Annotated in this window: 23 protein-coding genes and 1 riboswitch; of the genes, 10 read left to right on the top strand and 13 right to left on the bottom strand. The window is 46.5% G+C overall.

Annotated elements, in window-relative coordinates; all coding sequences use genetic code 11:
• Positions 1 to 62 precede the first annotated feature (62 nt).
• The 4 genes from ribB to trxC form a co-directional block, all read right to left on the bottom strand.
• Positions 63 to 716, bottom strand: a complete 654-nt coding sequence (gene ribB, locus EOPP23_RS11130; protein ID WP_153766065.1) for a 3,4-dihydroxy-2-butanone-4-phosphate synthase — start codon at positions 714 to 716, stop codon at positions 63 to 65.
• Positions 717 to 856: 140 nt separating this feature from the next.
• Positions 857 to 1,025, bottom strand: a riboswitch (FMN riboswitch).
• 104 nt (positions 1,026 to 1,129) lie between these two features.
• Positions 1,130 to 2,008 (bottom strand): hypothetical protein, encoded by an 879-nt coding sequence (locus EOPP23_RS11125; RefSeq protein ID WP_153766064.1) that lies wholly within the window; start codon positions 2,006 to 2,008, stop codon positions 1,130 to 1,132.
• 146 nt (positions 2,009 to 2,154) lie between these two features.
• The gene (locus tag EOPP23_RS11120; RefSeq protein ID WP_194842582.1) at positions 2,155 to 3,633 is read right to left on the bottom strand and encodes a hypothetical protein; all 1,479 of its coding nucleotides are present in this window, start codon (positions 3,631 to 3,633) and stop codon (positions 2,155 to 2,157) included.
• Between the two features lie 58 nt (positions 3,634 to 3,691).
• Entirely contained in the window at positions 3,692 to 4,129 is a 438-nt protein-coding gene (gene trxC, locus EOPP23_RS11115; protein WP_153766062.1) for a thioredoxin TrxC, read from the bottom strand.
• A 144-nt stretch (positions 4,130 to 4,273) separates the two neighbouring features.
• Here trxC and EOPP23_RS11110 point away from each other — a divergent pair, with 144 nt between their 5' ends.
• Together EOPP23_RS11110 and EOPP23_RS11105 are read left to right on the top strand one after the other, a co-directional pair.
• Positions 4,274 to 4,450, top strand: coding sequence for a hypothetical protein (locus EOPP23_RS11110; protein ID WP_153766061.1), 177 nt, complete (start codon positions 4,274 to 4,276; stop codon positions 4,448 to 4,450).
• Between the two features lie 405 nt (positions 4,451 to 4,855).
• Positions 4,856 to 6,877, top strand: a complete 2,022-nt coding sequence (locus tag EOPP23_RS11105) for a hypothetical protein (protein ID WP_153766060.1) — start codon at positions 4,856 to 4,858, stop codon at positions 6,875 to 6,877.
• A 66-nt stretch (positions 6,878 to 6,943) separates the two neighbouring features.
• Here EOPP23_RS11105 and leuS read toward each other — a convergent pair whose 3' ends face one another.
• Positions 6,944 to 9,541 carry a leucine--tRNA ligase gene (gene leuS / locus EOPP23_RS11100; protein ID WP_153766174.1) on the bottom strand — a complete coding sequence of 866 codons (2,598 nt, stop codon included), beginning with the start codon at positions 9,539 to 9,541 and terminating at the stop codon, positions 6,944 to 6,946.
• Positions 9,542 to 9,721: 180 nt separating this feature from the next.
• On the opposite strand from leuS, the gene EOPP23_RS11095 reads away from it, so the two are divergent.
• Positions 9,722 to 10,564 (top strand): SDR family NAD(P)-dependent oxidoreductase, encoded by an 843-nt coding sequence (locus EOPP23_RS11095; protein ID WP_153766059.1) that lies wholly within the window; start codon positions 9,722 to 9,724, stop codon positions 10,562 to 10,564.
• Between the two features lie 35 nt (positions 10,565 to 10,599).
• On the opposite strand, the gene EOPP23_RS11090 is transcribed toward EOPP23_RS11095, so the two are convergent.
• From EOPP23_RS11090 to EOPP23_RS11070, 5 genes are all read right to left on the bottom strand, one after another.
• A complete protein-coding gene (locus tag EOPP23_RS11090; protein ID WP_153766058.1) occupies positions 10,600 to 11,100 on the bottom strand; it encodes a protein disulfide oxidoreductase in 501 nt (166 codons plus the stop codon).
• A 217-nt stretch (positions 11,101 to 11,317) separates the two neighbouring features.
• Positions 11,318 to 11,896 carry a hypothetical protein gene (locus EOPP23_RS11085; protein WP_153766057.1) on the bottom strand — a complete coding sequence of 193 codons (579 nt, stop codon included), beginning with the start codon at positions 11,894 to 11,896 and terminating at the stop codon, positions 11,318 to 11,320.
• 84 nt (positions 11,897 to 11,980) lie between these two features.
• Positions 11,981 to 13,414: a hypothetical protein gene (locus tag EOPP23_RS11080; protein ID WP_153766056.1), complete on the bottom strand. Its 1,434-nt coding sequence runs from the start codon at positions 13,412 to 13,414 to the stop codon at positions 11,981 to 11,983.
• Between the two features lie 112 nt (positions 13,415 to 13,526).
• Complete coding sequence (locus EOPP23_RS11075; protein ID WP_153766055.1) at positions 13,527 to 14,093, bottom strand: DUF4202 domain-containing protein; 567 nt, start codon at positions 14,091 to 14,093, stop codon at positions 13,527 to 13,529.
• A gap of 27 nt (positions 14,094 to 14,120) precedes the next feature.
• Positions 14,121 to 14,639 (bottom strand): flavin reductase family protein, encoded by a 519-nt coding sequence (locus EOPP23_RS11070; protein WP_153766054.1) that lies wholly within the window; start codon positions 14,637 to 14,639, stop codon positions 14,121 to 14,123.
• A gap of 173 nt (positions 14,640 to 14,812) precedes the next feature.
• On the opposite strand from EOPP23_RS11070, the gene EOPP23_RS11065 reads away from it, so the two are divergent.
• Both EOPP23_RS11065 and EOPP23_RS11060 read left to right on the top strand, forming a co-directional pair.
• The gene (locus tag EOPP23_RS11065; RefSeq protein WP_153766053.1) at positions 14,813 to 15,358 is read left to right on the top strand and encodes a heme NO-binding domain-containing protein; all 546 of its coding nucleotides are present in this window, start codon (positions 14,813 to 14,815) and stop codon (positions 15,356 to 15,358) included.
• Positions 15,359 to 15,364: 6 nt separating this feature from the next.
• Entirely contained in the window at positions 15,365 to 17,062 is a 1,698-nt protein-coding gene (locus EOPP23_RS11060; protein ID WP_153766052.1) for a response regulator, read from the top strand.
• On the opposite strand, the gene EOPP23_RS11055 is transcribed toward EOPP23_RS11060, so the two are convergent.
• Complete coding sequence (locus EOPP23_RS11055) at positions 17,049 to 17,471, bottom strand: MAPEG family protein (protein ID WP_153766051.1); 423 nt, start codon at positions 17,469 to 17,471, stop codon at positions 17,049 to 17,051. The two genes, EOPP23_RS11060 and EOPP23_RS11055, sit on opposite strands and share 14 nt — an antisense overlap.
• Before the next feature lie 29 nt (positions 17,472 to 17,500).
• Positions 17,501 to 18,424, bottom strand: coding sequence for a LysR family transcriptional regulator (locus EOPP23_RS11050; RefSeq protein WP_153766050.1), 924 nt, complete (start codon positions 18,422 to 18,424; stop codon positions 17,501 to 17,503).
• 147 nt (positions 18,425 to 18,571) lie between these two features.
• Between EOPP23_RS11050 and EOPP23_RS11045 the strand changes: the two genes are divergently transcribed.
• The 5 genes from EOPP23_RS11045 (at position 18,572) to EOPP23_RS11025 (ending at position 23,237) form a co-directional block, all read left to right on the top strand.
• Entirely contained in the window at positions 18,572 to 18,949 is a 378-nt protein-coding gene (locus EOPP23_RS11045) for a nuclear transport factor 2 family protein (RefSeq protein ID WP_370514756.1), read from the top strand.
• Positions 18,950 to 19,057: 108 nt separating this feature from the next.
• Positions 19,058 to 19,954: a 1,4-dihydroxy-2-naphthoyl-CoA synthase gene (locus tag EOPP23_RS11040; protein WP_153766049.1), complete on the top strand. Its 897-nt coding sequence runs from the start codon at positions 19,058 to 19,060 to the stop codon at positions 19,952 to 19,954.
• A gap of 76 nt (positions 19,955 to 20,030) precedes the next feature.
• A complete protein-coding gene (locus EOPP23_RS11035) occupies positions 20,031 to 21,017 on the top strand; it encodes a 2-dehydropantoate 2-reductase (RefSeq protein WP_153766048.1) in 987 nt (328 codons plus the stop codon).
• 543 nt (positions 21,018 to 21,560) lie between these two features.
• A complete protein-coding gene (locus EOPP23_RS11030) occupies positions 21,561 to 22,307 on the top strand; it encodes an enoyl-CoA hydratase (RefSeq protein WP_370514755.1) in 747 nt (248 codons plus the stop codon).
• A gap of 42 nt (positions 22,308 to 22,349) precedes the next feature.
• Entirely contained in the window at positions 22,350 to 23,237 is an 888-nt protein-coding gene (locus EOPP23_RS11025; RefSeq protein WP_153766047.1) for a DMT family transporter, read from the top strand.
• Positions 23,238 to 23,289: 52 nt separating this feature from the next.
• On the opposite strand, the gene EOPP23_RS11020 is transcribed toward EOPP23_RS11025, so the two are convergent.
• Positions 23,290 to 23,748: a YcgN family cysteine cluster protein gene (locus EOPP23_RS11020; protein WP_153766046.1), complete on the bottom strand. Its 459-nt coding sequence runs from the start codon at positions 23,746 to 23,748 to the stop codon at positions 23,290 to 23,292.
• Between the last annotated feature and the right edge of the window lie 5 nt (positions 23,749 to 23,753).

The following is a 23,753-nucleotide window of genomic DNA, read 5'->3' as shown; positions in this document are numbered from 1 at the left end:
AATTTTTAGTTATGCAATAGTGAGCGCTGTTTATACAGCACCCACTATTAAAGCTTGTGTTATCAGGCAATCTTTTCCTGAAGCGCAACACGATACTGAACCAGGTCTTCAATAGTCAGTACCGGCATATGATGTTGGCGTGCAAACTTGATCAGTGCTGGAAGGCGCATCATGGTACCATCTTCATGGGTCAGTTCGCAGAGTACGCCAGCAGGTTTGAAACCGGCCAGTACAGCCAAGTCAATTGTGCCTTCAGTATGGCCTCGGCGAGTCAGTACGCCGCCAGCTTGTGCTCTGAGTGGGAACACATGGCCAGGGCGAGATAAATCTTCCGGACGAGCGTTATCTGCAATAGCTGCCTTGATGGTGGTGACACGATCAGCAGCAGACACACCGGTGGTTACTCCTACTTTAGCTTCAATAGTGACAGTAAAGGCTGTGCCATTCTTACTGGTGTTGTCTGTCACCATCGGAGGCAGGTCCAGCTCATTCATTTTTTCATCGGTCATACAGAGACAGACAATACCACTGCACTCACGGATCAGCATGGCCATCTGTGGTGGTGTAATGGTTTCTGCAGCAAAGATTAAGTCGCCTTCATTTTCTCGGTCTTCATCGTCGACCAGAACAACACCCTGACCATTGCGAAGGGCATTCAATGCCATTTCAACGCGCTGGTGTGGAGTACCAAAGGCAGTAAGTAAGGACTGATTCATGGCAATAACTCTATGTAATACGTTACCTGAACCAGGGCACTGAGGAACAGAGACACCCATAGGTTTCATAAGCCTGTGGATATCCTAATAGACAGGCACTGCTAACAGCTCTGCGAAGAATGCAGTGAGGTGCAGCGAAGCCATTTTCTCTCCCATCCGGACTTTAACCGTCGGCTCTGGATTCACACCAGATCTGCTGACCCTGAGTTCATATGAAGTCAGGCGCTCGCGGGCTGCTTTCGTTTGACAGTTTCGTCTAACTGGAAAGTTACCGCCGGTGGGGAATTTCACCCCGCCCTGAGAATAGCTGTCTGAGTTGTCAGACAGCGTCATCCTAATAGCGGGGAAATGAATTAGCAATAGTGGTGTGACAGTTTGGTAGTAAATGTTTCTGCCGATCGTTGTGGTATTAACTAGATCGAACCCGTCATACCTTTCAGATGAAAACGACTGATGTCCAGTTCCGGACTCCAGAAATCAACATCGGTCAGAAACTCCATCTTTGCTTCCAGTTTTTCAAGGTCTTTATCTTTGGCTCTGGCGCGGAAAAGCGGATCGTTAATTTGTCTGGCTATACAGCTGGCGTAAGCCTGATAGGTCATAGACTTATCTTCTTCAGGAAGCTGCAGTGCCTGCTCAAGATCACGATAAGCGCCGGTATAATTGCCGGTAGCAAGTTTCTCGATCGACTGGTCACGGAAGTAGGCCGTTGTGACAGGAATGGCAAACTGGGCAAGCTCTTTCGACCAGATATGTTTCTGTCGTAAGGCTTCAAGCTGCTTGAGAATGGTTTCGTTAGGAACGTTACTGTCCTGCTCCTGTTGAAGAAGACCAAGCCATGATGATATGGCCAGCAGGTCAACAGCTTCAGTAAATTCGTGCGGAGCATCAGCAAATTTCTTGTACTTTTCAATGGTTCTTAACGTCTGTGCGAATCGGTTTTCAGCGTGCTGAATCACTATGGCCAGATAGGTAGCCTTGCCTGCTGTTTTCTGTTTTTTATGTTGCTGAACCTGTTCTGTCCACTGAACCAAAGTTTTCAGCATGGGTTCATTCTGGGCTCTGGTGTAATCAATTTCCTGCACCAGCTGTTCAGGCGTGTATTCATTGACCAGCATAAAATTGAAGAAACAGTGCAGGTGTTCCGAGTTGCCAACAGCTACAGAGTCTTTAATACGCTGGCTCAGCTCGGCACGGGTAATCCGGTCAGTCACCTTGGGAAGGGCTTTTCCTGAATAAGGTGTTACTGATTCAGTCTCAGCCTGGGCAAACAATTCAGTTTCTCTGTCCATGCGCTCTTCCATGGTAATTCTGATGATTTAGGGCCGGAGTAATCGGTTTGGCCTGCGAATGAGGCTTATATCGGCGGGGTGTTGTGTATCTGAGTGAGGACTGACAAGTGGATAGACGGTCTTTCCATATGAAACGCTCAGCTGAATTACTTAGGCTTTACTGCATTCATGAAAATCTCTCTGGATTGAGTTACCCGTTCTGCCAGACGTTTTTCCATTCCAGCCTGAATTTTTTTGGCTTTTTCTTTTGTAGATGCACCATTAAGAGCTGGGTTGATAGATCTCTGCATATCATTTCGCAGACTGGCTCTGAGTGTTTTTTCAAGTTTCTTCCAGACTTTTTCAGGATTCTTAATCCCCTTCAGAAGGGTGACTTCTGTTCTTAGAGCGTCACTTATAACCACTTCCTGCCTTGACTGAATATCTCTGACGAAAGAATCGATCTCTCTGGTATCTACCATGCTGAATTTTGCCATTTGTGCGCCTTCACCTGTGGGGTTGGCTTTTCCCGTCAGCTGGGCAGTTCCGACCTGCCTGTTAATGGTAACGCCAGTAACAGCTTTAAAGGTGTCGAAGGCGTGTTCAGATTCCATGGTCTTCATGCCCAGAGCATTGGTAGCGGTATCGACATCACCACTGATATCCCTTTGAATGAGCCCTCTTAAAGGTGCAAGGTCCTCATCGGATGTCTGGCTTGCTTGTTGTTGTATGGTTTTGACCAGATTAAGTACATAGTCGTCCTGAGACTCTTTAGGACGACGGGCTGTCTGTGCACTGGAATAGTAGTCAGCATAGCCCTGTACCACTTGTTTTCTTGTATCTTCAGGAGAGTTGTTGCCATTCAGGGCGTCGAGCAGTGCATTATGACAAGTCGGACGAAGAGTTGGAGTAGTTCTTGCCTTAGCAAGCAGCTCAGGCGAAACAGTTTTTCTCACAGGCTGAGTTTGCCGTTGAGATTCTGGTAATGAGCTGCTTCTTACCGGTGGTTTAGGCGGTGTTGGCTTTGAAGCCATTACTTTGGAGCCACCAGAGCGGAGGCGGTCATAAATAGCAGCTTTTAACTCTTTAATAGCAGCAGATTTATCCTGAGGAAGCTTTTCTCCTCTGTTATTAGCCGCATTAACAAGAAGGTATTCAAGCTCGGAATACTCCTCATCGTCTAAATCCTGATTAGGGTGATAAGTATTTAACAAGTCTCTATAGGCTTCATTGCGATTCTGGTTAGGTGGCACGGTTGAGGATCTATGATCTATCAGGGCTTTGGTTGCGTCTGCCAGTACTGAAGGCAAAGCAGGCTGTTGCCTGCTCTGTAGATTGGCATTGACACTCTGACTGGGCGGTCTGGGGTTACTCAGAGGTTTTTGATCCGGGCGTGGCGGTGCTTTTCTTTTTGGGTACCAGCAGGCACCACCCCCTTCGTGGGGAGCAATTACCCGGATACCTCGCATGTGCAAATCGAGGTTTCTATTGAGCTGTGGCTGAAGGCTATGGCGCGCTATTTTCGGTTTCACATCTTCAACGACAGAGACTCTTCCATTTCTGGACTGACTAGGAGCTTTTGCAGCTCGCTCATTCATATTGACTGGATTCTGACCTGATACTGGCCCTAGCGAGTCTCCTGACATTTCCTTGTCCAAGCTGCTTTCACGATATAAATAAGCATAGACAAGGGGATATTTCAGTCTAGCGAGCTGCTTTCTTCAGCCACTGCTTAAGTTGTCCGGCAGGCAGGGCTCCGGAAATACGGTCCACCTCTTTACCCTTCTTAAAGACAATCATGGTTGGGATACTACGAATATTCAGCTGAGCAGCAACCTGTTGATGTGCCTGGGTGTCCAGCTTGGCGAGTCTGATATTGGGCTCCAGCTCTGCTGCAGCCTGGTTGAAAGCTGGTGCCATAGCTTTGCAGGGGCCGCACCAGGGAGCCCAGAAATCGACAACAACAGGAAGGTCGGTTTGAGAAATGAAGCGTTTGAAGTTTCCTGAATTAAGATCAACCGGCTTGCCGTTGAAAAGTGGACTTCTGCATTTACCACAGATGGCACCATCAGCCAGACGGTCTGAGGGAACTCTATTGGCAGTGGTGCACTTAGGGCAGGCTATCTGGACAGGTTGGGACATAGTGATTCTCTTTGATGTATCGATATTGAGAAGATTATGGGGGCAATCTCAGAATTTTAAACGTCAGTTGTAATTCAGCCGTTGAGAAATGGTTCTGCAAAGAATACCTTATCTATGTTGAAATGGATTATAGAGAGATAAGGAATGCTCTTTTTAGAGAAAAAGTGGTGGCTGGTAGTATCAATAACGGCTGTTATTGCTCTGGATGTTTTTACCGATATAAGACAATCGGCATCTACAGGTTTTTTTACCCCCGTTAATGTTGCAGAGCAGTCTGCGAATAGAAAAGATATTAATAATGGTTTCACTGTCCGTGAATAGACATTAAAGGTGGTTAATTTTTTTTGGTTGTTTTTAATATTATCTGTCTGAGTCTGGATTTAAGAGTAGGGTTGCCTTTGTCTGATGACTTTTTAAACTGTCTTTGATTTCAGTTTTGTTTTAATCTCTAAATAATATTTTATTTGACTGTCAGGGTTTTATTGTTAGTTTTGTAAATGTTTTTACGAGTTGTTTTTATAAATAATTTATAAATATTTTTTAATATAAGTTCAAGCTATTTTTTAAAGGTTCTGTTTTACAAAGGTTTTGTCTTTTGTTCTATAAAGTTTCTCTTATTTGATTTTAAATGATTTTGATTTGATTGTTTTATTTTGGAACTAATACCCTGTTTTCCTCTTCTATTGTAGGTCCTCTAATTATTTAATGAAAAAGGAGAGTTTAATTATGAGAATGATACCTAAATTACTGGCAGCTTTTATTGCTATCAGTTCACTAAACAACAGTTGCTGGTCTGAAGAAAAAATAATACCCGCTACAGTTGCCCAGAATGATAAAACTCAACAGACGGATGCCGACGATATGACGGTGTCAGAAGATGACGGTTCTGAACAAAGTTTTGAATATACAGGACCTAGACTCGATAAAGAACTTGATGACTTCTTCAAAGCGAGCAGTTTTCCTGTTGTGCAGCACGTTGTGCTTGGAACTGCAAAAGCAATGACGATTCATCAGAACTATGTTGCAGATCCGAATGAACCTAATAATAAGGCGAAAACCAAGACGGTGTGGCGTTTTACTGTGTTTAACCCACTGGGTGCAGTATTAGCGGATAAGTTTTCATCAGATAAGATGGGATATACCGCTCCTCAAGTTTCTTTTGAAAGTCAAAAAGCTGAGGGTAGCGGCACCACAAAACCATCAGACAACGCTCTGGCTACGGCCAAAAAAAATGAGGTTCCCTTTGAAGCTAACGCGTTGGCCAATTTATTGCCTGATGATTTTAAAATGGAACCACATTTGTTTCAATATATTCCAACTACCAAATCTCAACCAGCCTTTGGTCAGGAGCATGTAACAAAATCCAAAGAAGGTTGTGACGAGCCTGGTTCAATACCAGGTCGAATTCCTCTAGGTGGTGGAGAATACCTTCAGGCTGGAAACCCTCTGGCCGGTTTGGGGTTATCAGAGTTGGCAATATCACTTAACAGTATTCAGGATAATAACCCAGGCTCAGGTACTTTGGTTGTATACGCAAGTTTCGACCCTAATTACAAGCCGAACAGTGCTGCGTTGTTTGTTCAGCTCTGCCAGGCCAATAGCTTGAGCGAAGAAATAGAGCGTTGCAGTGGAAAAATTCCGGAGATGATACCTAAAGGTCGTAACGGGCTATTTACTTCTCAATATAATCACCTTGTGGATGATCTTCTTGATTTAAGACTGGATGGTAAGGGACGTTTTGCTGCGGATAAGATTGATGATAGTTTTGCATGTTCTTGGGTTGGTTGGTGTGATACTGAAGAAGATTTTAAGAAAAAGGCAAAAAACCAAGATGCCGAAAAACCAAAGTCAATAAATCTGTTTGACCCGTTTGCCAAGATTGCCAATACAGTTGTAAAGCAGGCATCCGATGAAGGTTTAGTTGCATCTTTTACTAATCAGGAAGTGATCCAGGATAATACTTATCAACTAAGTCTCGCTAGAGAAGGCGCTTTGGAAGATAAGCTTTCCTATGGGAATACAAGGTCTCTGGTCAGTGTAACTCTCGACCTTCAACAAGTGGCAGGGCCATGGGAGTCAACTGTACCCTCTGTAATAAAAATACATTCAGGTCGAAAGTCTGACAATTACACTCAGACCATTTTCAGGAGTCCGGAATATTTCTATGATATATCTCTCACTCCAGCCGAGTTTCAGGATGGGATTTGCACGAGTCTTGGGTTTACCAAGGTTAAGGCCTATGCAGATCGTACCATTGACCTGCTTAATAAGATGGCTTTCATGACACACTCACATGAACAGGAAGTGACTGCTCTGAAAGATCAGTATGATCAGGCAAAACTGGTATTGGAGCAGGAACACGAAAAAGAACTGGCTTCATACCAGAAAAAGAACAGTGAATTGCATTATAAAAAATTTGAAGTAGAGGTCGAACGAGATATGGCTCAGCAGAAGGAAGCCGAACTTAAGAAAACTAACAAGAATATTGCAGCAGAACTGGCTAGCCTTCTTCCTTTTAAAGCTATTGCCTCTGTTAAAGGGGCTCAGTGTTGGGGCATTGAAATGAATGCGAATGGAAGGGAGTACACTGCGACGTGTGATTTAATTGGTGTACATGATGAAAAACGTGCATCATCTGTCACATATAAGGCTGGCCAATGTGATCTGAAAACACAAAACTTAAAGCTGGTTGATGAAGGGTACTTCACTTATTCGTATGATTTTAAAATTGAATGTGTAAGTAAGTAATCTTCAAAACCTTAACAAAAAAAGGCCGGAAAAAATCCGGCCTTTTTTATGATTGAATAAAAACAATCAGTTCGCCACAATATTCACCAGCTTACCTGGCACCACAATCACCTTGCGAATGGTTTTACCTTCGGTAAATTTCACAACGTTCTCATGCTCTTTAGCCAGCACTTCAATGTCGTCCTTTGACATGCCGGCAGGCACTTCCAGCTTGGCGCGAACCTTGCCGTTCACCTGCACCACCATGGTAATGGCGTCTTTCTTCATGGCCGCTTCGTCAACTTCTGGCCACTCAGCTGTGACAACCGCCTCACTGTGACCCAGAGAATTCCAGATGCTGTGCATGGTGTGTGGAGCAATCGGAGCCAGCATCAATGTGGTGGCTTCAATGGCTTCAGCCAGTACGGCACGCCCCTGGTCGCTGGTGTCCTTGAACTTCGCCATAGCGTTGTTCAATTCCATAATCGCAGCAATTGCAGTGTTGAAGGTCAGGCGACGGTCGCAATCATCAGACACCTTTTTAATGGTTTCGTGAGTCTTGCGACGCAGGTCTTTCTGTTCCTTACTCAGGCTGTTGGCATCCAGAGCAACTGTCTCACCAGCGGCAGTAAACTCGGCCACCTGCTTCCAGAAACGACGCAGGAAGCGATGAGCACCTTCTACGGCACTCTCGGACCATTCCAGAGTCTGTTCGGGAGGCGCAGCAAACATGGTGTAGAGACGAATAGTGTCGGCACCGTACTTGTCGATCAGGTCCTGTGGGTCAACACCGTTGTTCTTAGACTTGGACATCTTGCTCATGCCCGCATGTTCAACGGCTTCGCCGGTGGCTTTCAGAGTCGCCTTGATCAGACGACCTTTATCGTCCAGTTCAAAGTCAACGTCCTTTGGAGCCAGCCAGTGCTTCAGACCTTTCTCATCGGTCTTGTAGAAAGTATCAGCCAGAACCATGCCCTGACAGAGCAGCTTCTTGAACGGCTCATCACTGTCTACCAGACCAGCGTCGCGCAGTAGCTTGTGGAAGAAACGGGAGTAGAGCAGGTGCATAACAGCGTGCTCGATACCACCGATATACTGATCCACCGGCAGCCAGTAGTTGGCCGCTTTCGGGTCCAGCATCTGGTCGTCGGACTGTGGTGAGCAGTAACGGGCGTAATACCAGCTGGACTCCATAAAGGTATCGAAGGTATCGGTTTCACGAGTCGCAACCTGACCATTATGAGTGGTTTTGGCCCACTCAGGATCAGCCTTGATAGGCGACTGAACACCGTCCATCTCAACATCTTCCGGCAGCAGAACCGGCAGGTCTTCCAGAGGTACGGTCACTTCAGTGCCGTCTTCCAGGTAACGCATCGGAATTGGCGCGCCCCAGTAACGCTGACGGCTGACACCCCAGTCACGCAGACGGTAGTTAACCTGCTTCTCGCCTTTACCTTCCGCAATCAGCTTGTCGGAAATAGCCTTGAAAGCCGCTTCAAATTCCAGACCATCAAACTCACCGGAATTAATCAGCGTGCCCTTCTCGGTGAAGGCTTCTTTAGACAGATCGCAGTCTTCAGGATTCGCTGGTGCAATAACCTGCTGAATAGGCAGCTCAAAGCGGGTTGCAAATTCGTAGTCGCGCTGGTCGTGACCTGGCACAGCCATAACTGCGCCAGTACCGTAATCCATCAGTACAAAGTTAGCCGCCCAGACAGGGACTTCTTTACCAGTGAGCGGGTGAATGGCACGGATACCGGTATCAACACCGACTTTCTCCATGGTGGCCATTTCCGCTTCGGTGACACCGTTGGACTTGCACTCTTCAATAAAGGCAGCCAACTTCGGGTTGTTTACCGCAGCGGCTTTGGCCAGAGGGTGCTCGGCAGCTACACCAACATAGGTCACACCCATAAGCGTGTCAGGACGTGTCGTGTAGATATTGAACTCTTCCGGACAGGCTTCAACAGGATTAGCGACCTTGAAGGTCATCTGAACGCCTTCGGAGCGACCAATCCAGTTACGCTGCATGGCCTTAACCTGGTCAGGCCATTCGTCCAGCTGATCCAGATCCGCCAGCAATTCATCGGCGTAGTCGGTGATCTTGATAAACCACTGTGGCAACTCTTTACGCTCGACAAGCGTGTCACAGCGCCAGCAGCGGCCGTCTTCAACCTGTTCGTTAGCCAGAACAGTCACGTCGTTCGGACACCAGTTTACGGAAGACATCTTTTTGTAAACCAGACCTTTCTCGTACAATTTGGTGAAGAACCACTGTTCCCACTTGTAGTAATCCGGCTTGCAGGTCGCCAGCTCACGGTTCCAGTCATAACCGAAGCCCAGGCGCTTCAGCTGACCTTTCATGTAATCAATATTTTCGTAGGTCCATGGCGCCGGTGCGGTCTTGTTCTTGATCGCAGCATTCTCAGCCGGCAGACCAAACGCATCCCAGCCCATAGGCTGCATTACATTCTTGCCCTGCATGCGCTGGTAGCGGGAAACTACGTCACCAATGGTGTAGTTTCGAACATGGCCCATATGCAGTCGGCCACTTGGGTAAGGGAACATGGACAGGCAGTAGTATTTCTCTTTGCCTTCATCTTCGGTGACAGCAAAACTGTCGTTCTCTTCCCAGTACTTCTGGGCATCAGTTTCGATCTGATGTGGGTGATATTGCTCTTCCATCATGGCTCTTTGCGAGAATCCGGATTGGGTACGTTAGTCTCTCTTGAATGACAGGAGTCTGAAGATTTAAGAGAGGTACAGGTATGAGTATAAACCGGCAAGGATACAATAGTGCAGCCAGTGGGCATAGCACTTTCAGAGTAGCTGGCAGACGAGGTTTGTAGAGTTGTTCTAATCCAAATGTACGTTGTTGATGAGCTGGAAATTACGTCTGATGGTGCCATCGAAAATAATAAGAGTGATTCCACCATGATGTTGAAAGATAAAGTGGCTCTTATCACCGGTGCCGGTGGTGATGGTGTAGGCCGTACAGCGGCTCTGATGTTTGCTGAAGAAGGCGCTAAAGTTGTAGCGGCTGATCTTAATCTGGCCGGTGCAGAAGAAACCGTGCGCCTGATTAAGGAAGCAGGTGGTGAGGCGGTTGCAGTAGAAGCGAACGTTTCAGTAGCTGCTGACGCTCAGGAGGTGGTAACCGTTGCTGTGGAAACCTTTGGTGCTCTTCACATAGCCGTGAATAATGCCGCCAAGGCTACACCTTCTGTTGGTATCACCGAGATTCAAGAAGGTGATTGGGATCTGTGTCTCGATATCACTCTGAAAGGTGTCTGGCTGGGAATGAAGTACCAGCTTCCTGCTATCGAAGCGGCGGGTGGTGGTTCCATTGTGAATATATCTTCCGAGTCAGGCCATAAAGGGCAGGCTTTCCAGACAGCCTATGCTGCAGCAAAAGGTGGAGTGATTGTGTTGACCAAAGGCGCGGCCGCTGAATACGCTAAGCGTGGGGTGCGGGTAAACTCGGTGTCACCGGGCGGTATCAATACCGCAGGAATGAAGTTCTACCTGAACAGTATCGATGAAGATATTCGTCAGAGAACGCTTAATACCAACGCCTTTGGCCGTTTTGCTGAACCGTCAGAGATTGCCAATGTGATTATGTTTCTGGGCTCTGACCGATCCAGCTATGTGACCGGTGACGACTATAAAGTGGATGGTGGTGTTTCAGTTAAGTCCTATCTGCTCTAGGTTTTACTTAAAGAACTCAGTCTTTATTTAAAGAGCTACTGATAAAACCAGAGCCTTGTCAACAAACCGGCTTTCGTCGTAAAGCCGGTTGTTATCGATTTAATCTCACCGTCTTTAATAATAAATATCGAGGGTGTCACGCTGACCTGCCACTGACTGCTCAACTGCCCTGAATCATCGTTAATTATTGGAAACTTCAACTTATTGCTTTTGGCGTAGGCTGCGACCTTCTGATCTCTGCCTGAAGCGAGAGCGACAGTAACGACTTCATAATCTTCAGAAAGGTCGCTGATTGCCGGGCTTGTCCAGCTGCAGACATGACACCATGTCGCCCAGAAATAGAGTAGAACAGGTTTTTCTGAAGAAGACTGACGCAGATCTACTAGCTGACCATTGATGTCGGTTGTCATCAATGCCGGAGCTTCGCTCGATGGCATGTCTTTTTGCAGATAGAGGTTGTATCCGGTCATAAAAACAGCGGCAAAAGTCAGTGTGACTACTATCTCTTTTAAAATTCGTTTTGCTTTTCCAGCCAAGGTTATTTCCTTTCTCTTTTACTGGCAGAGGGTGTATGTAAACGATACGTAGAGAGAACAACCATGGTTTCATGCAAAGACTGAAGGTGCAATGAGGAGTAAGGGTGAAATGGGGAAGTAGCAGGAGGGGAGGCAGACCCTGTAAATCTATGGGGGTTGCTTTACAGGGCTGCCCTTGAAGAGAACCTGAAATCCAGGCTCTTATCAACTCTTATAATCAGTGATTACGAGCGGCAAATTCAGCCATCAGAGCAACAGGCTTTTTCTTTTTGTTGCCTTTGTTCAGGACGAATACAACGGTTTGACCGTCCGGGCCGACGCCAATCTGGGTAAAACGATAAGCTGCTTCACCAACGGCACGTACTGCTTCCATATCAGCCAGTTCACTGAATACGTAAATACGGCCATCTTCGCCACGCATCTCACCGTAGAAATTGTCAGCAGGGGTAATCTTGCCCTGATAAAGATCTACGCTACCGATGCCTGAGAACTTCTTTTTATCTTTACCCGTCAGGCCAAATACCAGGGTCTGGCTTTGAGGGCCTTCACCAATGAAAACCTTTCGGTAAGGTGTTTCACCGTGGGCGACAAAGTCCTTGTACACAGCCATATCATCAAAAACGTAGTAGCGACCTTCATGAGAGACTTCGTAAAGGTCATCGTTGTTCAGCTCAACCACAGGCTTGGCTGCAGGCACGGACTTGCTGGCCATCTTGTCTTGATTCACAGACTGGCAGCCAGCCAGAACAGATAGGGCAAGGGCAGAGATAAGCAGTTTGGATAGAGAAGGGCGCATTAAGGTTCCTGAATTATTATCGTTGAAATGTATCAGTAGCCATAAGTTAGAAGGGTGTTGTTACAGGCGTATGAATGAAGTGTTTCAGTTTTGTGTACTCTCCGGTTCTGCGGTGCTTTCACTGGAACTGATGGTTTTTGAATAACCACCGCGGACGACGGCGAACTTACTGAAGTGAGAGTTAAGCTCATCGAAGGCAACAAACTGCAGTGCCTGACCACCACTTTTTAACTGAACTGCGGCACGTTTCTGTTCTGAATCTGGAAGTATTTCGGAAAAACGAGTGACATCTGCTTTGGTATCCAGAGAATCCCCAAAAGGGTCATACACTAGAATACCGTCTTTCATTCCTTTAGCTGTTTTTCTCTTGGCTGTACAGAGAACGGCTAGCGCATGTCCGGCAGGAGTACCCTTGATCAGGGATTTACTGGCATTTTTAATATTCTCCCCCACGCCCACAATTACAGGAACACCCTGTTCAACATTGAAACGAAGTATGTCCAGATCTTTTGCAGGATCAAAAGATATTATCGGTGCTGTCAAAGCCTGCTTGTAAGCAGAGTCAGGAGATGCTCTTTCAGGCAGGCAGGGAAGCGCGTAAATAGCTCCCAGCAATTCTGTCTTATCCAGCAAATTACCAGCGCCACTATGACTTTCCAGTTCATTGAGTTCTGTCTGAATAAGAGCTTTCAGCTCCTCAGAAGTGGCGCTTTTTTTCATGTCTTTAAGCGCATGAACCCGATGTATTTTCAGAGCGTGGAATGCTTTCTCCATAATTCCGGGCCACAAGGCTGCAGACCGGTTGCCAAAGGAGTAAAGGTCATGTTTGTCCTTATTCAGAAGTCTGGCTGTTGAAACCCGGACTATGATGTTTTTTCCCAACACTCTGTCGTATAAGCGTACAGCAGCGTGCTCCTGATCCAGTTGGACAATGTTGGCTCTGAGAAACTGTTTGCCATTTTTGGTGGCTGCGAGGGAAGCAAGTGTACTGAGCAGGTAACAACTCTTCCTGCTGTCGTTCAGCCTGATGTCTTCCGGACAGGGCTCTCGTCGGTTGAAAATAGAAGAATCCTGACGATCCTGATAAAGCTTTCCTTTAACCCCGAGATCTGCTGCAAGCTCCTCATCGGTCATATTGACATCTATCTGCAAAGATCTGGATGAGGTTGAAAGATCGTTGAATTCTGTTTCAAGTTCAGGCCAGTTATTACTCTGACTCTTAACTGAAATGTTATCCGGGGGAAGATTTTCGGATACAAACCTGCCTATTACCCGGACAGCTGAATAGAGGTTTATTGGTTTATGCCGAGGATTTGCAGTGGCTAGAGGCAGTTGTTTGCCATTGCCCTGCCCTTGAATAACCTTAAGTGCTCTGCTGCCAAACTTTGCCTCGAGGGATGATTGGTACGATTCTAGTGCGGACTTTCTGTCTTCAGTGATTTCCAGATGGTCAAAATCATAGCCATAGTCATTTGGGGTGTAAGGTTTTGGTGCTTGAGGGCTCGGGCCGGTAGTCATGTCCCATTCCCTTGGTTGACAGACAATAGCCTCAGTATAGATAGAAGGGGCGATCTGAAACCATGAAGTGATGAGGCTTTATGGTTTCAGAGTATTGTTGCAGAGGATGGAATCAAGCCAGCGCTTTCTGGATAACAGTCAAAGCTTCCTCGGGCAGGTTCAGTTTCAAAGCTTCCTGCTGAGCCTGCTTAGACATCTTCGCCCAGGTTTTCTGAACGATACTGATAATTTTCTCTTCTGAATGCTTGACAGCAAAAGGGAGAAATCCTGTTTCGATAAAGACCAGACAAGCACAGTCTTCCAACGTCTGGGCGTCAGCATTACGCTTGATACCCAACTTGCGAACGGTACTTTCTACCTGTTTATAGCTTTCTTCGCTGAACCCTTCAGTTGCCATAACTTCAGTAGCTTTTCTGGCGTGAAGCTTGCCCAGTTCGGTTCGCCACTTCAGGTATCCAGGGCGATCCATCGGGAATTCCGAGCGGGCAATTTCCCAGCGGCAGAGATGTTGGCTGCGAACGGCAATCTGCAACTCATCAGAGGCGTTCGGGTTCAACTTCTGAAGCCAGCCGGACATATTCTCGGCATAGATCAGCTCTTTAGCTTTACCGTTTTCCTGTTCCGGATCCTGAGCATGCAGCGCATCAATGGCTGCAAGGGTTTTTTCCAGTCTGGTCATAAACATCAAGCCTTCATTATTAAACAGTCAGGCTGCTGAAGCATCCGGCAGATTGGCAACAGTAGCGTAGGACTGCTGAGCATAAATAAGAGGTGTTGATTCTGCACCCAGTCGCACTTCTTTAACATAACCAATACAGATGAAATGACTGCCTGCTTCTTTCAGTTCTGACACTTCGCAGACCACATTAGCCAGAGCGCCATCCAGCATTGGGCTGCCAGCTTCGGATGTTGTCCACTCGCCTGCTTCTGTAAAGCGCTGGTCCGCAGTAGCGCCGGAACGCCCCGCAAAGACATCGGAAACCTGTTGCTGGTCAGCCGCCAGAATATTGATGCAGAAGCTGCCACTGGCCTTGATCTGTTCCAGAGCCTGAACGTTCTTGTTGATGCAGACCAGCATGGAAGCCGGTTCCATGGACAGGGAGCAAACAGCTGTTGCGGTCAGGCCATTTCGAACACCGTCGTGTGCGGTAGAAATAACATTAACCGAGGCAGCCAGTTCCTGCATCGCGCTTTTAAAATCATTGGTCAAAGGGCAATTACTCATTACTGCTTTCTTATTCCTGTTGTCAGGTTTTTAGCCAGCATCTTCGCCAGGCTGTTTATGACGAAGGATTCTAACATTGATGAGAACTGATCTCATCCAACGATGATGGGCAGCATGAACTTTTTATGGCGCAGCCGATATAAGTAGGCAGTCACAAAACCTGCGGAAATAAAATGAAAGGAATTGTATTTACCGAGTTTCTCGAGATGGTTGAAGATAAATTCTCGGAAGAAATTGCGGACAAGATCATTGAATCCTCTGATCTGTCCTCAAACGGCGTCTACACATCGCTTGGTACCTACAGCCATGGAGAAATGCTGCAGTTGGTTACGCATTTATCCAAAGAAACCGGGATAGAGGTTTCTGTATTGGTTAAAGTGTTTGGAGAGCACCTGTTGGGACGTTTCAGTGAGCTTTACCCTGACTTTTTTAAAGGTCATAACTGCCAGAGTTTTCTTGCCAGTGTCGATGAAATCATTCATGGAGAAGTCAGGAAACTGTATCCAGATGCCAAGCTGCCTACGTTCGATTGTCAGGAAACAGACAATGGTTTCGAGATGCAATATCAGTCCAAAAGGCCGTTTGCCGATCTGGCCGAAGGGCTGATTCATGGCGCGATAAAACATTTTGGTGAGCCATTGAGTCTCAATCGTCATGATCTTGAATCGGAACACGGGCCAGGAACAGCGGCTGTGTTCTCTCTTACTCGGGAAAAATAATAGAGTATGGCCAGTAAGGATCAGGCGAGGTTTGAACGGATGGAGCGAAAGCTTCATCGTGAGAAGGCAGCAAGAAAAGAAGCGGAACGACTGGCAGAGGAAAGAACCGCCGACTTGTATCTTGCTAATCGTGCCCTTTCGGAAGAAAGTCAAAAAGCACTTGCGGCGGCTGAAGCCAAAAGTCAGTTTCTGGCCACCATGAGCCATGAAATTCGCACACCCCTGAACGCTATTATTGGTATGTCCGAACTTCTGCAGGAAGCAGAACTCAATACTGAACAGAAAGAGTGGATCAGTATCGTCAATATCAGCAGCCAATCCCTGCTGTCCCTGATTAACGATATTCTTGACTTTTCTAAAATAGAATCGGGCAGGCTGGAACTGGAAGATACTTCTTTTGATCTTCGCCTCTGTATGGAAGAAACCCTTGAGATGCTCTCGATTAGGGCATCAGAAAATGATCTTGAGTTAATCTGTAACTACCCGGATGAGTTTCCCCGATTTTTTATAGGCGATCCGACTCGTATAAGGCAGGTGCTGCTCAATCTGGTAGGCAATGCCGTGAAGTTCACTGGTGAGGGTGAAATCAAACTTGAATGCACTGAGGTGGTTAAGACTGAAGATGAGCAGGTCAGAATCCGTCTTAACGTTGCGGATACCGGCATTGGTATTCCAAAAGATAAGCAGGCCGCTATCTTTGACTCTTTCTCTCAGGCAGACAGTTCAACAACGAGACAGTTTGGTGGTACTGGTCTCGGTTTGACGATAAGTCGTTGTCTCTGCGAACTCATGGGAGGAACCATGGGCGTGACAAGCAGCGGCATTAAAGGTGAAGGCAGTGAATTTTACTTTGATATGTTGCTGCAGGAAGCCGATGTTGAAGAGCAATTACCTGACCTTTCACGTTTAAAAGGTTTGCAGGCTCTGGTGGTGGATGACAATAAGAACAACCTGATGATTCTTAAACACCATCTGGAACATTGGGGGGTTAAGGTGCTTGAATTTGATCATCCCGAGAATGCAGTGGCTGCATTGGCCAGTAAACCTGCTATCGATCTGGCGATTCTTGATATGCAGATGCCGGATATTGACGGTGTGCAGTTGGCCGAAAAACTGAGTAAAACACATTCCAGCTGTCCGATATTGCTTCTGACATCAATGGGTAAGGTTGAGACACCAGAAAATAGTAAACTGTTTCATGCGCAGCACACTAAACCAGTGAGAACCGATATTCTTCTTGCCGAATTGCTATCCATGACCAGAAGTTACAGTGGCCATTTAAGAAACAAGCCTGTGAGTGAAATAGATGCAGCCCTTTCAGCATCCATACCACTGAATATTCTGTTGGTGGATGACAACGTAATGAATCGAAAGGTGGGCACTAAACTGTTGGAGAGACTCGGTTATGCACCGGATTTGGCTGAGGATGGCGAGAAGGCTTTGACTGCCTTGAAAGCCAAACAGTACGATCTGGTGCTTATGGACGTTCAGATGCCGGTGATGGACGGCATTACTGCCTCAAAAATTATTTATGAACAGTGGCCGGAAGAACAGCGACCCCATGTCTTTGCACTTACCGCAGATATTCAGGCGTCTACCAGAAAAGCCCTGATAGACGCAGGAGTAGAGCAGGTGCTGAGCAAACCGATACAATTGCATGATCTTGCAGAGAGCCTACAAAAACTGTCGTCTAAAGCACGCTGATGGTTGCTCGAACAATCATATAAGCCGCAGCAATAGAAGAAACCAGATACGCCAGAAATCTCAGATTAACGATGTTCACGGTGCATTGAATCAGGCTGTGGATAACTCTGAAGGCAAGAAAAGTGTAAGCAGCATAGATGTAGTTTGTATCGACCTGCCCGGTCACAAACAAGTAAAGACAAATACCGTAGAACAGTACAGGGACTTCTAGCAGGTTTCTGAAATTGTGTCCTGATGCGGCTATTCTGGCAGGTGCCAGTGCATAAAACTGGTCAGGCGATTGCACCTGCTGACCATCAATTTTCTCAGCACTCATAAAGATGATTCGGCTGACCATCATTACAAGCCAGACGACGACGGTTAATAACATCATACCGAGAAAGGGAGTAAAGATAGCTTCCTGAGACATTTCAGATTCCTTCTTATTATTTTCGCTGATTATTCTAAAGCCGCTGCCAGTTCGTCCATTTTGCTCTTAAGAGTTTCGAGGGAAAGCTTAAGCAACAGGCTGGGGCTTTGACCATAAGCATGCACAGCGTATACCGGAACCTCGGGCAGGTCATAGTCTGGAAAGAGGTCAATTAATAGACCCTGTTGCTGCAGTGGCTTGAAGATAAAATCAGGCAGAAGAGCAATTCCGGCTCCGGCTCTGACCATTCCAACGACAGTTGTCAATGAGTTGCAGAAGCGGTTGGCTTTAAACTTCAGCTGGATCGAATCTGACGATTTCCTATTTAATAAGGCATGTGTTGGTTGAGAGCCTTGCCAGCTATTGGCTATATAATCCAGTTGACAGTTTTTGTGACCAGAGACTGGAAGTTGATCAATCTCTATTTGGTGTTCTCTAACGTATGAAGAGGCAGCACAGAGCACTTCCCGAAAACTGCCGAGCTTTTTCTGTATATAGTCACTATCAGGCATTTCTCCAACACGAACCGCCAGGTCGATGTCTTGCTGCAGAAGATCAGTTCGATGATCCTCACTGAGAATGGTTGGAATAATGCTCGGGTTTTTCCGGATTAGTTGCCCTATTGCGGGTGTAACCAAAGGTTCTATTAAGGCTTGAGGTGCAGAGATTCTTATAGGCCCTCTCGGATTCTCAAGATTATTCTGCGCCTGTTGCCAGGCTTGCTGACCGAGCGCGGTAATCTGTCGGCATTGTTGATAAAAGTCTTTGCCAGCTGGCGTGAGATTATGGGCTCGTGTCGTGCGATTAAGCAGAACGACACCTAGCGCCTGTTCAAGGTCTTTTAACTGCTGGCTGATAACGGACTTCGATAAACCTTCAGCTTCTGCTGCTGCGGTAATAGAACCGGATTCAACGATACTGGCAAACACGGCCATATGACGAAGATACTTCATGGTTGCTCGATTTGAATGCTTGATTTGATTGTTCGGTTATTACGAAAACTGAGTTCTGGATTGTCCGGTTTATCCTTTTGTACAGCAAGGACTATGCTTGCTTCATTCAGAATTAACTTCTTCAAGAATTAATCAGGAGTACGAACCGTGGATCAAGCACAGAAAGATAAAGTCATTAAAGCCGTTAACCTGGCCAGCTCCAACTGGAAGAATGCATTTAATTCTGGTGACGGCAGAGGCTGTGCTGCTCAGTACGAGGCTGACGCAGTTATGCATGCTCGCCCATTCGGTACTTTTACCGGTACTGAAGAAATTGCTGCTTTCTGGGAAAAACTGATTGCTGATGGTTTCTCAGATGTTGAATACGTTGAACCAGAACTGGAAGTAGTTGATGAGCAATCTGCGATTCTGAAGTCAGGCTGGAAAATGAATAATGCTGGTGGTGTGATTCATAAAGAACTGTGGGTTCTGCAGGAAGACGGCCGTGCTCTGCTTCGTGAAGACGATTTTGAAGCATTGAGCTGATTTTCCTGTAACTCATCACCAAGCTGCCTATCCCTTAGGCAGTACTGGCGCAATCAGATAAATGTGCGACAATTTCATCATTTATCTGATTGCGAGAACCCCTCTCCCATGGTTTCCGAGATTTTCGACCCAGAACAGTGGCATGAAATTGAAGGCTTTGACTTCGAAGACATCACCTATCACCGTGCTATCCATCAGGGCACTGTTCGTATCGCTTTTAACCGCCCTGAGTGCCGTAATGCATTTCGTCCGAAAACCGTTGATGAACTCTACCGTGCTTTAGAGCATGCACGAATTTCCAGCGATATAGGTTGTGTCATTCTGACGGGTAACGGCCCTTCAGTAAAAGACGGTGGCTGGGCATTTTGTTCTGGCGGTGACCAGCGTATTCGTGGCAAAGATGGCTATAAATACGAAGGCATGCCTCAGGATGAAATTGATCCCGCCAAGCTGGGACGTCTGCATATTCTGGAAGTGCAACGCTTGATTCGTTTTATGCCAAAGGTCGTTATGGCGGTTGTGCCAGGCTGGGCAGCTGGTGGTGGTCACAGTTTGCACGTGGTGTGTGATCTGACCATCGCTTCTGAAGAACATGCAGTGTTCAAACAGACAGACCTTGATGTTGCCAGCTTTGATTCCGGTTATGGTTCTGCCTATCTGGCCAAGATGGTTGGTCAGAAGAAGGCCCGTGAAATCTTCTTCCTGGGTCTTGATTACTCGGCTCAGGATGCCGCTGATATGGGGATGGTCAACAAGGTGGTTCCTCATGCAGAACTAGAGACAGTAGCTCTGGAGTGGGCAAAGATTATTGGTGAAAAATCACCGACCGCTCTGCGTATGATGAAATTTGGTTTGAACCTCACAGATGATGGCATGGTTGGCCAGCAGATCTTTGCCGGTGAAGCGACACGCCTTGCCTATGGCACCGACGAAGCTCAGGAAGGCAGAGACTCTTTCCTTGAGAAACGCCCAAAAGACTTCACAAAATTCCCTTATCACTATTGATTGCTTGCGTAATTAGCAGTTGACGCTGGAAAGGTGGTTTCTTAGAGTTTGGTAAAACGATAAGAAATCACCTTTGATGAAAAATAATAACAATAACGAAGGTATTACTATTCTTGGGGCTGGTGCAATCGGCTGTTATCTCGCCGGCTGTTTCTACGCTGAGGGTATACCAGTAAGGATGCTGGGGCGGCACTGGTTTCAGAATGAAATCGCTCGCTACGGCATGACTATTGTGCATCATGATGGCCAGCGGCAAAGCTTTGCCATGAATCGACTGGATTATCAAACTGACACCTCCTGTCTTTCCGGCTCAAAACTCATTATTGTCTGTGTAAAAAATACTGACCTGTATACGGCTATTCAGCAGATTCAAACCTATGCACCGGATGCAACCGTCATCAGCCTGCTGAACGGACTTTCCAGTGTCGAAATCCTGAGAAAAGAACTATCGCAGGCGCAGGTAATCGGTGGTTCTGTTGCCTATGGTGTCAATTACCTTGGCGAAGGTGAGTTTAAAAAAACCACGGAAGGCTGTTTGCATCTTGAAGCCTCAACAACCTTGAAACTCTGGCTGCCAAGCCTTGATAGAGCTTTTGGGAAAAGTCGGCTACATGATGATATTCAGGCGGTGCTCTGGACCAAGCTGCTACTGAACCTCAATAACTCTATTAATGCACTGAGCGGTTTACCGCTGAAAGATCAGATGCGTCATAGAAAGTATCGTAAGCAGTGGGCTGACTGCATTCGTGAAGGCTTGAACGTTATGGAAGGCTATGGCATTCAACCGGTTGATATAGGTACTCGTATCCCATTGGAAAAAATGCCTTATGTTCTTGAGTTGCCAAATTTGCTGTTCAGGCTTATTGCTGCCAGATCATTAAGAATCGATGCAAGGGCGAGAATGAGTATGTGGTCGGATATCAAGCGTGGCAAGGTTACAGAGGTTGATGAATTGAATGGCAAAGTGGTTATGCTGGCCGAACAGTTGGGCATGGAAGCTGTGACCAACCAGAAGATATACGACCAGATTAAAGGCTTGGAATCTCAGAAAAAAGCAGAGTAAATACGACATTTTTATCATATAAAATATGCATGAATATGCTGTATTTTCTCCTTTAGATGCGAAAGTTACATTTATACACCCGAATAGACTAAGGCTTCTGTCTTATTTCTTGTTAGCATAGCTTCAACACTTAGATCTGAAGAATAAGAACTAATTCTCAAAGCGGCTATTTTTTTACAAAAAAATTCAGTGCCTTCCTGACAGGCCAAAGAATTCATCCTCTGCATGTCTACCCATTTGTGTGTGAGCTGCAAGGTGAAAAAGAGCACAGTTGTTGAGGTTAACCCTCGATGATGTGCATGTCAGGTGCCTTTGCCCCGGCCATCTTTGATGGTTCGGGGTTTTTTTTGTGGTGATATTTGAGTGTGTCGGGTGATTTATTGGTATTCTGCCGGACGGAGTAATAAAGTATCGGCACAATGTGTGTAGACACACTATCGAATATCCAGGTTCATTTATCTGCCAGCGGCGGCTAAGAGGCTGAGAATTCATAGATATGGATACTTGAGAAGATTCGACACAAGAATAAAAAAGGTGGTTAACGTGTCTGATAATAATATTCTGCTGGAGCAGTCTGGCGCGGTGCTTACCATTACCATGGATCGTGCTGATAAGAAAAACGCCCTTACCAGTGCCATGTACACCGGCATGACAGAAGCACTTGTTGCTGCTGATCAGGACGGTTCCATTCGGGCGGTAGTCATTCGCGGACATACCGATGCTTTTACTGCCGGTAATGATCTTGGTGATTTCCTGAAAGAAGGTCTGGGGCTGGATTCCCCGGTAATGCAGTTTTTACGTCAACTGGTGGCTTTTGAAAAACCTCTGGTTGCCGCAGTCAGTGGTGTATCAATAGGTATTGGTGTCACCATGCTGCTGCATTGTGACCTCGCCTATGTTGCTAATAACGCCAAGCTTCGCCTGCCATTTGTTAACCTGGCATTGGTGCCAGAAGCTGCATCCAGTCTGCTGCTGCCAGAAACTATGGGGCATCGACGAGCTGCCGAATTACTGATGCTGGGTGACTTCTTCGATGCAGAGACTGCAAGAGATTATGGCATTGCTAACGAAGCCGTTGATACTGATGAAGTGTTTGAACTGGCACACAGAAAGGCACAGCAACTGGCTGATAAGCCGGTAGATGCAATGAAGCATACCAAACAGTTGTTAAAGCAGTCTTACCGCCAGAGTGTTGAGCAGCGTATTGCCGATGAAGGTATTCTGTTTGCTGAGCGGCTGATGTCCAATGAAGCCAAGGAAATTATGCAGGCGTTCATGGGTAAAGGTTAAGATTTTCTATTTAACAGTAACCGTTTTGTCAGGGCAGGATGTATGACAGAGAACATACCCAGAGGTGTTCTGTTTGCCTTGGCGACAACGCTGGTGGCCAGTACTGCAGGAGCTGCCAGTAAGTTGATTTCCAGTGATGTGCCAGTAGCAATGATCGTGCTGGCACAATACGCCATTTGCCTTTTGATTGCTCTACCATGGCTTATAAAAGAGTTGAGTAGCACATTCCGGGGGAAATCCTTAAACGAAAGTGTTCTTAAAACCAGTCGGCCATGGACTCATATTGCTCGAGGTATTACCGGCTGGCTGTGTTTCTATGCTTACTATCAGGCGCTGGCCTATATTCCTCTGGTTGATGCAGCTTTACTGAGAAATACCGGACCTTTGTTTGTTCCGCTTGTGGTCTGGCTCTGGCTGAAAAAGAAAGTCAGAAAACGAGTCGTTATGCCAATGGTGCTGGGGTTTGCGGGGGTAATGCTGATTCTTAAGCCGGATATGGAAGGTTTCAAAGTCTGGCATTTGGTCGGTCTTGCATCTGGTTTGTTGCTGGCTTGTTCGATGGTAGGAACTCGAACACTGGCGACGACCGAGCCTTCTTCAAGAATAAATTTTTATTATTTCAGTATCTCTTTCCTGTGCAGCGTTCCGGTTGCTTTGGCGAACTGGCAGCCGGTTCCTCTGTCCGCACTCCCTTATCTCTTATATATCGGTGCTTCTATCTGGCTGACCATGTGGTTCTATACCAGAGCTTATGGCTATGCCAGAGCCAGTGTTATTGCACCAGTAAACTACTCTGGAGTGGTATTTGCCGGCTTGATCGGCTGGTTATTATGGTCGCATATACCTGATGCAACAGCTCTGGCTGGCATGAGTATGATTATTCTTGCAGGGATACTGACGGTTGTTATCAATAATCATACACATCGGTAAGCCTAAAAAATCTGCGCGGATAAATTCAAATCTTCAGCATATGATTCGCATATTATCCAACCCGAATAATGTAATCAAACCAGTCAGCAGGATCCGTCACATCCTCTTCTGACACCATACCTTTGTCTTTTATCGAGAAACCTGACTCATGAACAGAGTTCGGGTCTCCTGTAATCAGAGGATGCCAGTCTGGCAGATCAAAACCATCATACAGCAAGCGATAAGCGCAGCTGTCAGGCAACCAGCGCAGATGTTCATGCAGTGTTTTCGGCGTGAACATAATGCAGTCCGGCACAAACTTTCTGCGATGCTTGTAGTTACAGCAGCGACCTGTGTCCAGGTCCAGCAGCTTACAGGCAATGGCAACTGTATGAATCTCGTTGGTATTGTCATCAATGAGTTTGTTGAGACAGCATCGACCGCAACCATCACAGAGTGACTCCCACTCGGAGCGGGTCATCTCTTCAAGGTTTTTACGTTGCCAGAAAGGACGGGAAGCTTGGTCTGTCATTAGGA

Origin of the sequence: Endozoicomonas sp. OPT23 (assembly GCF_009653635.1) — a bacterium.
In the GTDB taxonomy this organism is placed as follows: domain Bacteria; phylum Pseudomonadota; class Gammaproteobacteria; order Pseudomonadales; family Endozoicomonadaceae; genus Endozoicomonas_A.
Note: the sequence above shows the minus strand (reverse complement) of the source record. Positions and strands in the feature narration are given on the sequence as shown.

Excerpts from the sequence above, each read along its gene's own strand:
- ribB (WP_153766065.1), bottom strand. The coding sequence starts at position 716 with ATGAATCAGTCCTTACTTACTGCCTTTGGTACTCCACACCAGCGCGTT.
- EOPP23_RS11125 (WP_153766064.1), bottom strand. The coding sequence starts at position 2,008 with ATGGACAGAGAAACTGAATTGTTTGCCCAGGCTGAGACTGAATCAGTA.
- EOPP23_RS11120 (WP_194842582.1), bottom strand. The coding sequence starts at position 3,633 with ATGTCAGGAGACTCGCTAGGGCCAGTATCAGGTCAGAATCCAGTCAAT.
- trxC (WP_153766062.1), bottom strand. The coding sequence starts at position 4,129 with ATGTCCCAACCTGTCCAGATAGCCTGCCCTAAGTGCACCACTGCCAAT.
- EOPP23_RS11110 (WP_153766061.1), top strand. The coding sequence starts at position 4,274 with ATGCTCTTTTTAGAGAAAAAGTGGTGGCTGGTAGTATCAATAACGGCT.
- EOPP23_RS11105 (WP_153766060.1), top strand. The coding sequence starts at position 4,856 with ATGAGAATGATACCTAAATTACTGGCAGCTTTTATTGCTATCAGTTCA.
- leuS (WP_153766174.1), bottom strand. The coding sequence starts at position 9,541 with ATGGAAGAGCAATATCACCCACATCAGATCGAAACTGATGCCCAGAAG.
- EOPP23_RS11095 (WP_153766059.1), top strand. The coding sequence starts at position 9,722 with ATGTACGTTGTTGATGAGCTGGAAATTACGTCTGATGGTGCCATCGAA.
- EOPP23_RS11085 (WP_153766057.1), bottom strand. The coding sequence starts at position 11,896 with ATGCGCCCTTCTCTATCCAAACTGCTTATCTCTGCCCTTGCCCTATCT.
- EOPP23_RS11080 (WP_153766056.1), bottom strand. The coding sequence starts at position 13,414 with ATGACTACCGGCCCGAGCCCTCAAGCACCAAAACCTTACACCCCAAAT.
- EOPP23_RS11075 (WP_153766055.1), bottom strand. The coding sequence starts at position 14,093 with ATGACCAGACTGGAAAAAACCCTTGCAGCCATTGATGCGCTGCATGCT.
- EOPP23_RS11070 (WP_153766054.1), bottom strand. The coding sequence starts at position 14,639 with ATGAGTAATTGCCCTTTGACCAATGATTTTAAAAGCGCGATGCAGGAA.
- EOPP23_RS11065 (WP_153766053.1), top strand. The coding sequence starts at position 14,813 with ATGAAAGGAATTGTATTTACCGAGTTTCTCGAGATGGTTGAAGATAAA.
- EOPP23_RS11060 (WP_153766052.1), top strand. The coding sequence starts at position 15,365 with ATGGCCAGTAAGGATCAGGCGAGGTTTGAACGGATGGAGCGAAAGCTT.
- EOPP23_RS11055 (WP_153766051.1), bottom strand. The coding sequence starts at position 17,471 with ATGTCTCAGGAAGCTATCTTTACTCCCTTTCTCGGTATGATGTTATTA.
- EOPP23_RS11050 (WP_153766050.1), bottom strand. The coding sequence starts at position 18,424 with ATGAAGTATCTTCGTCATATGGCCGTGTTTGCCAGTATCGTTGAATCC.
- EOPP23_RS11040 (WP_153766049.1), top strand. The coding sequence starts at position 19,058 with ATGGTTTCCGAGATTTTCGACCCAGAACAGTGGCATGAAATTGAAGGC.
- EOPP23_RS11035 (WP_153766048.1), top strand. The coding sequence starts at position 20,031 with ATGAAAAATAATAACAATAACGAAGGTATTACTATTCTTGGGGCTGGT.
- EOPP23_RS11025 (WP_153766047.1), top strand. The coding sequence starts at position 22,350 with ATGACAGAGAACATACCCAGAGGTGTTCTGTTTGCCTTGGCGACAACG.
- EOPP23_RS11020 (WP_153766046.1), bottom strand. The coding sequence starts at position 23,748 with ATGACAGACCAAGCTTCCCGTCCTTTCTGGCAACGTAAAAACCTTGAA.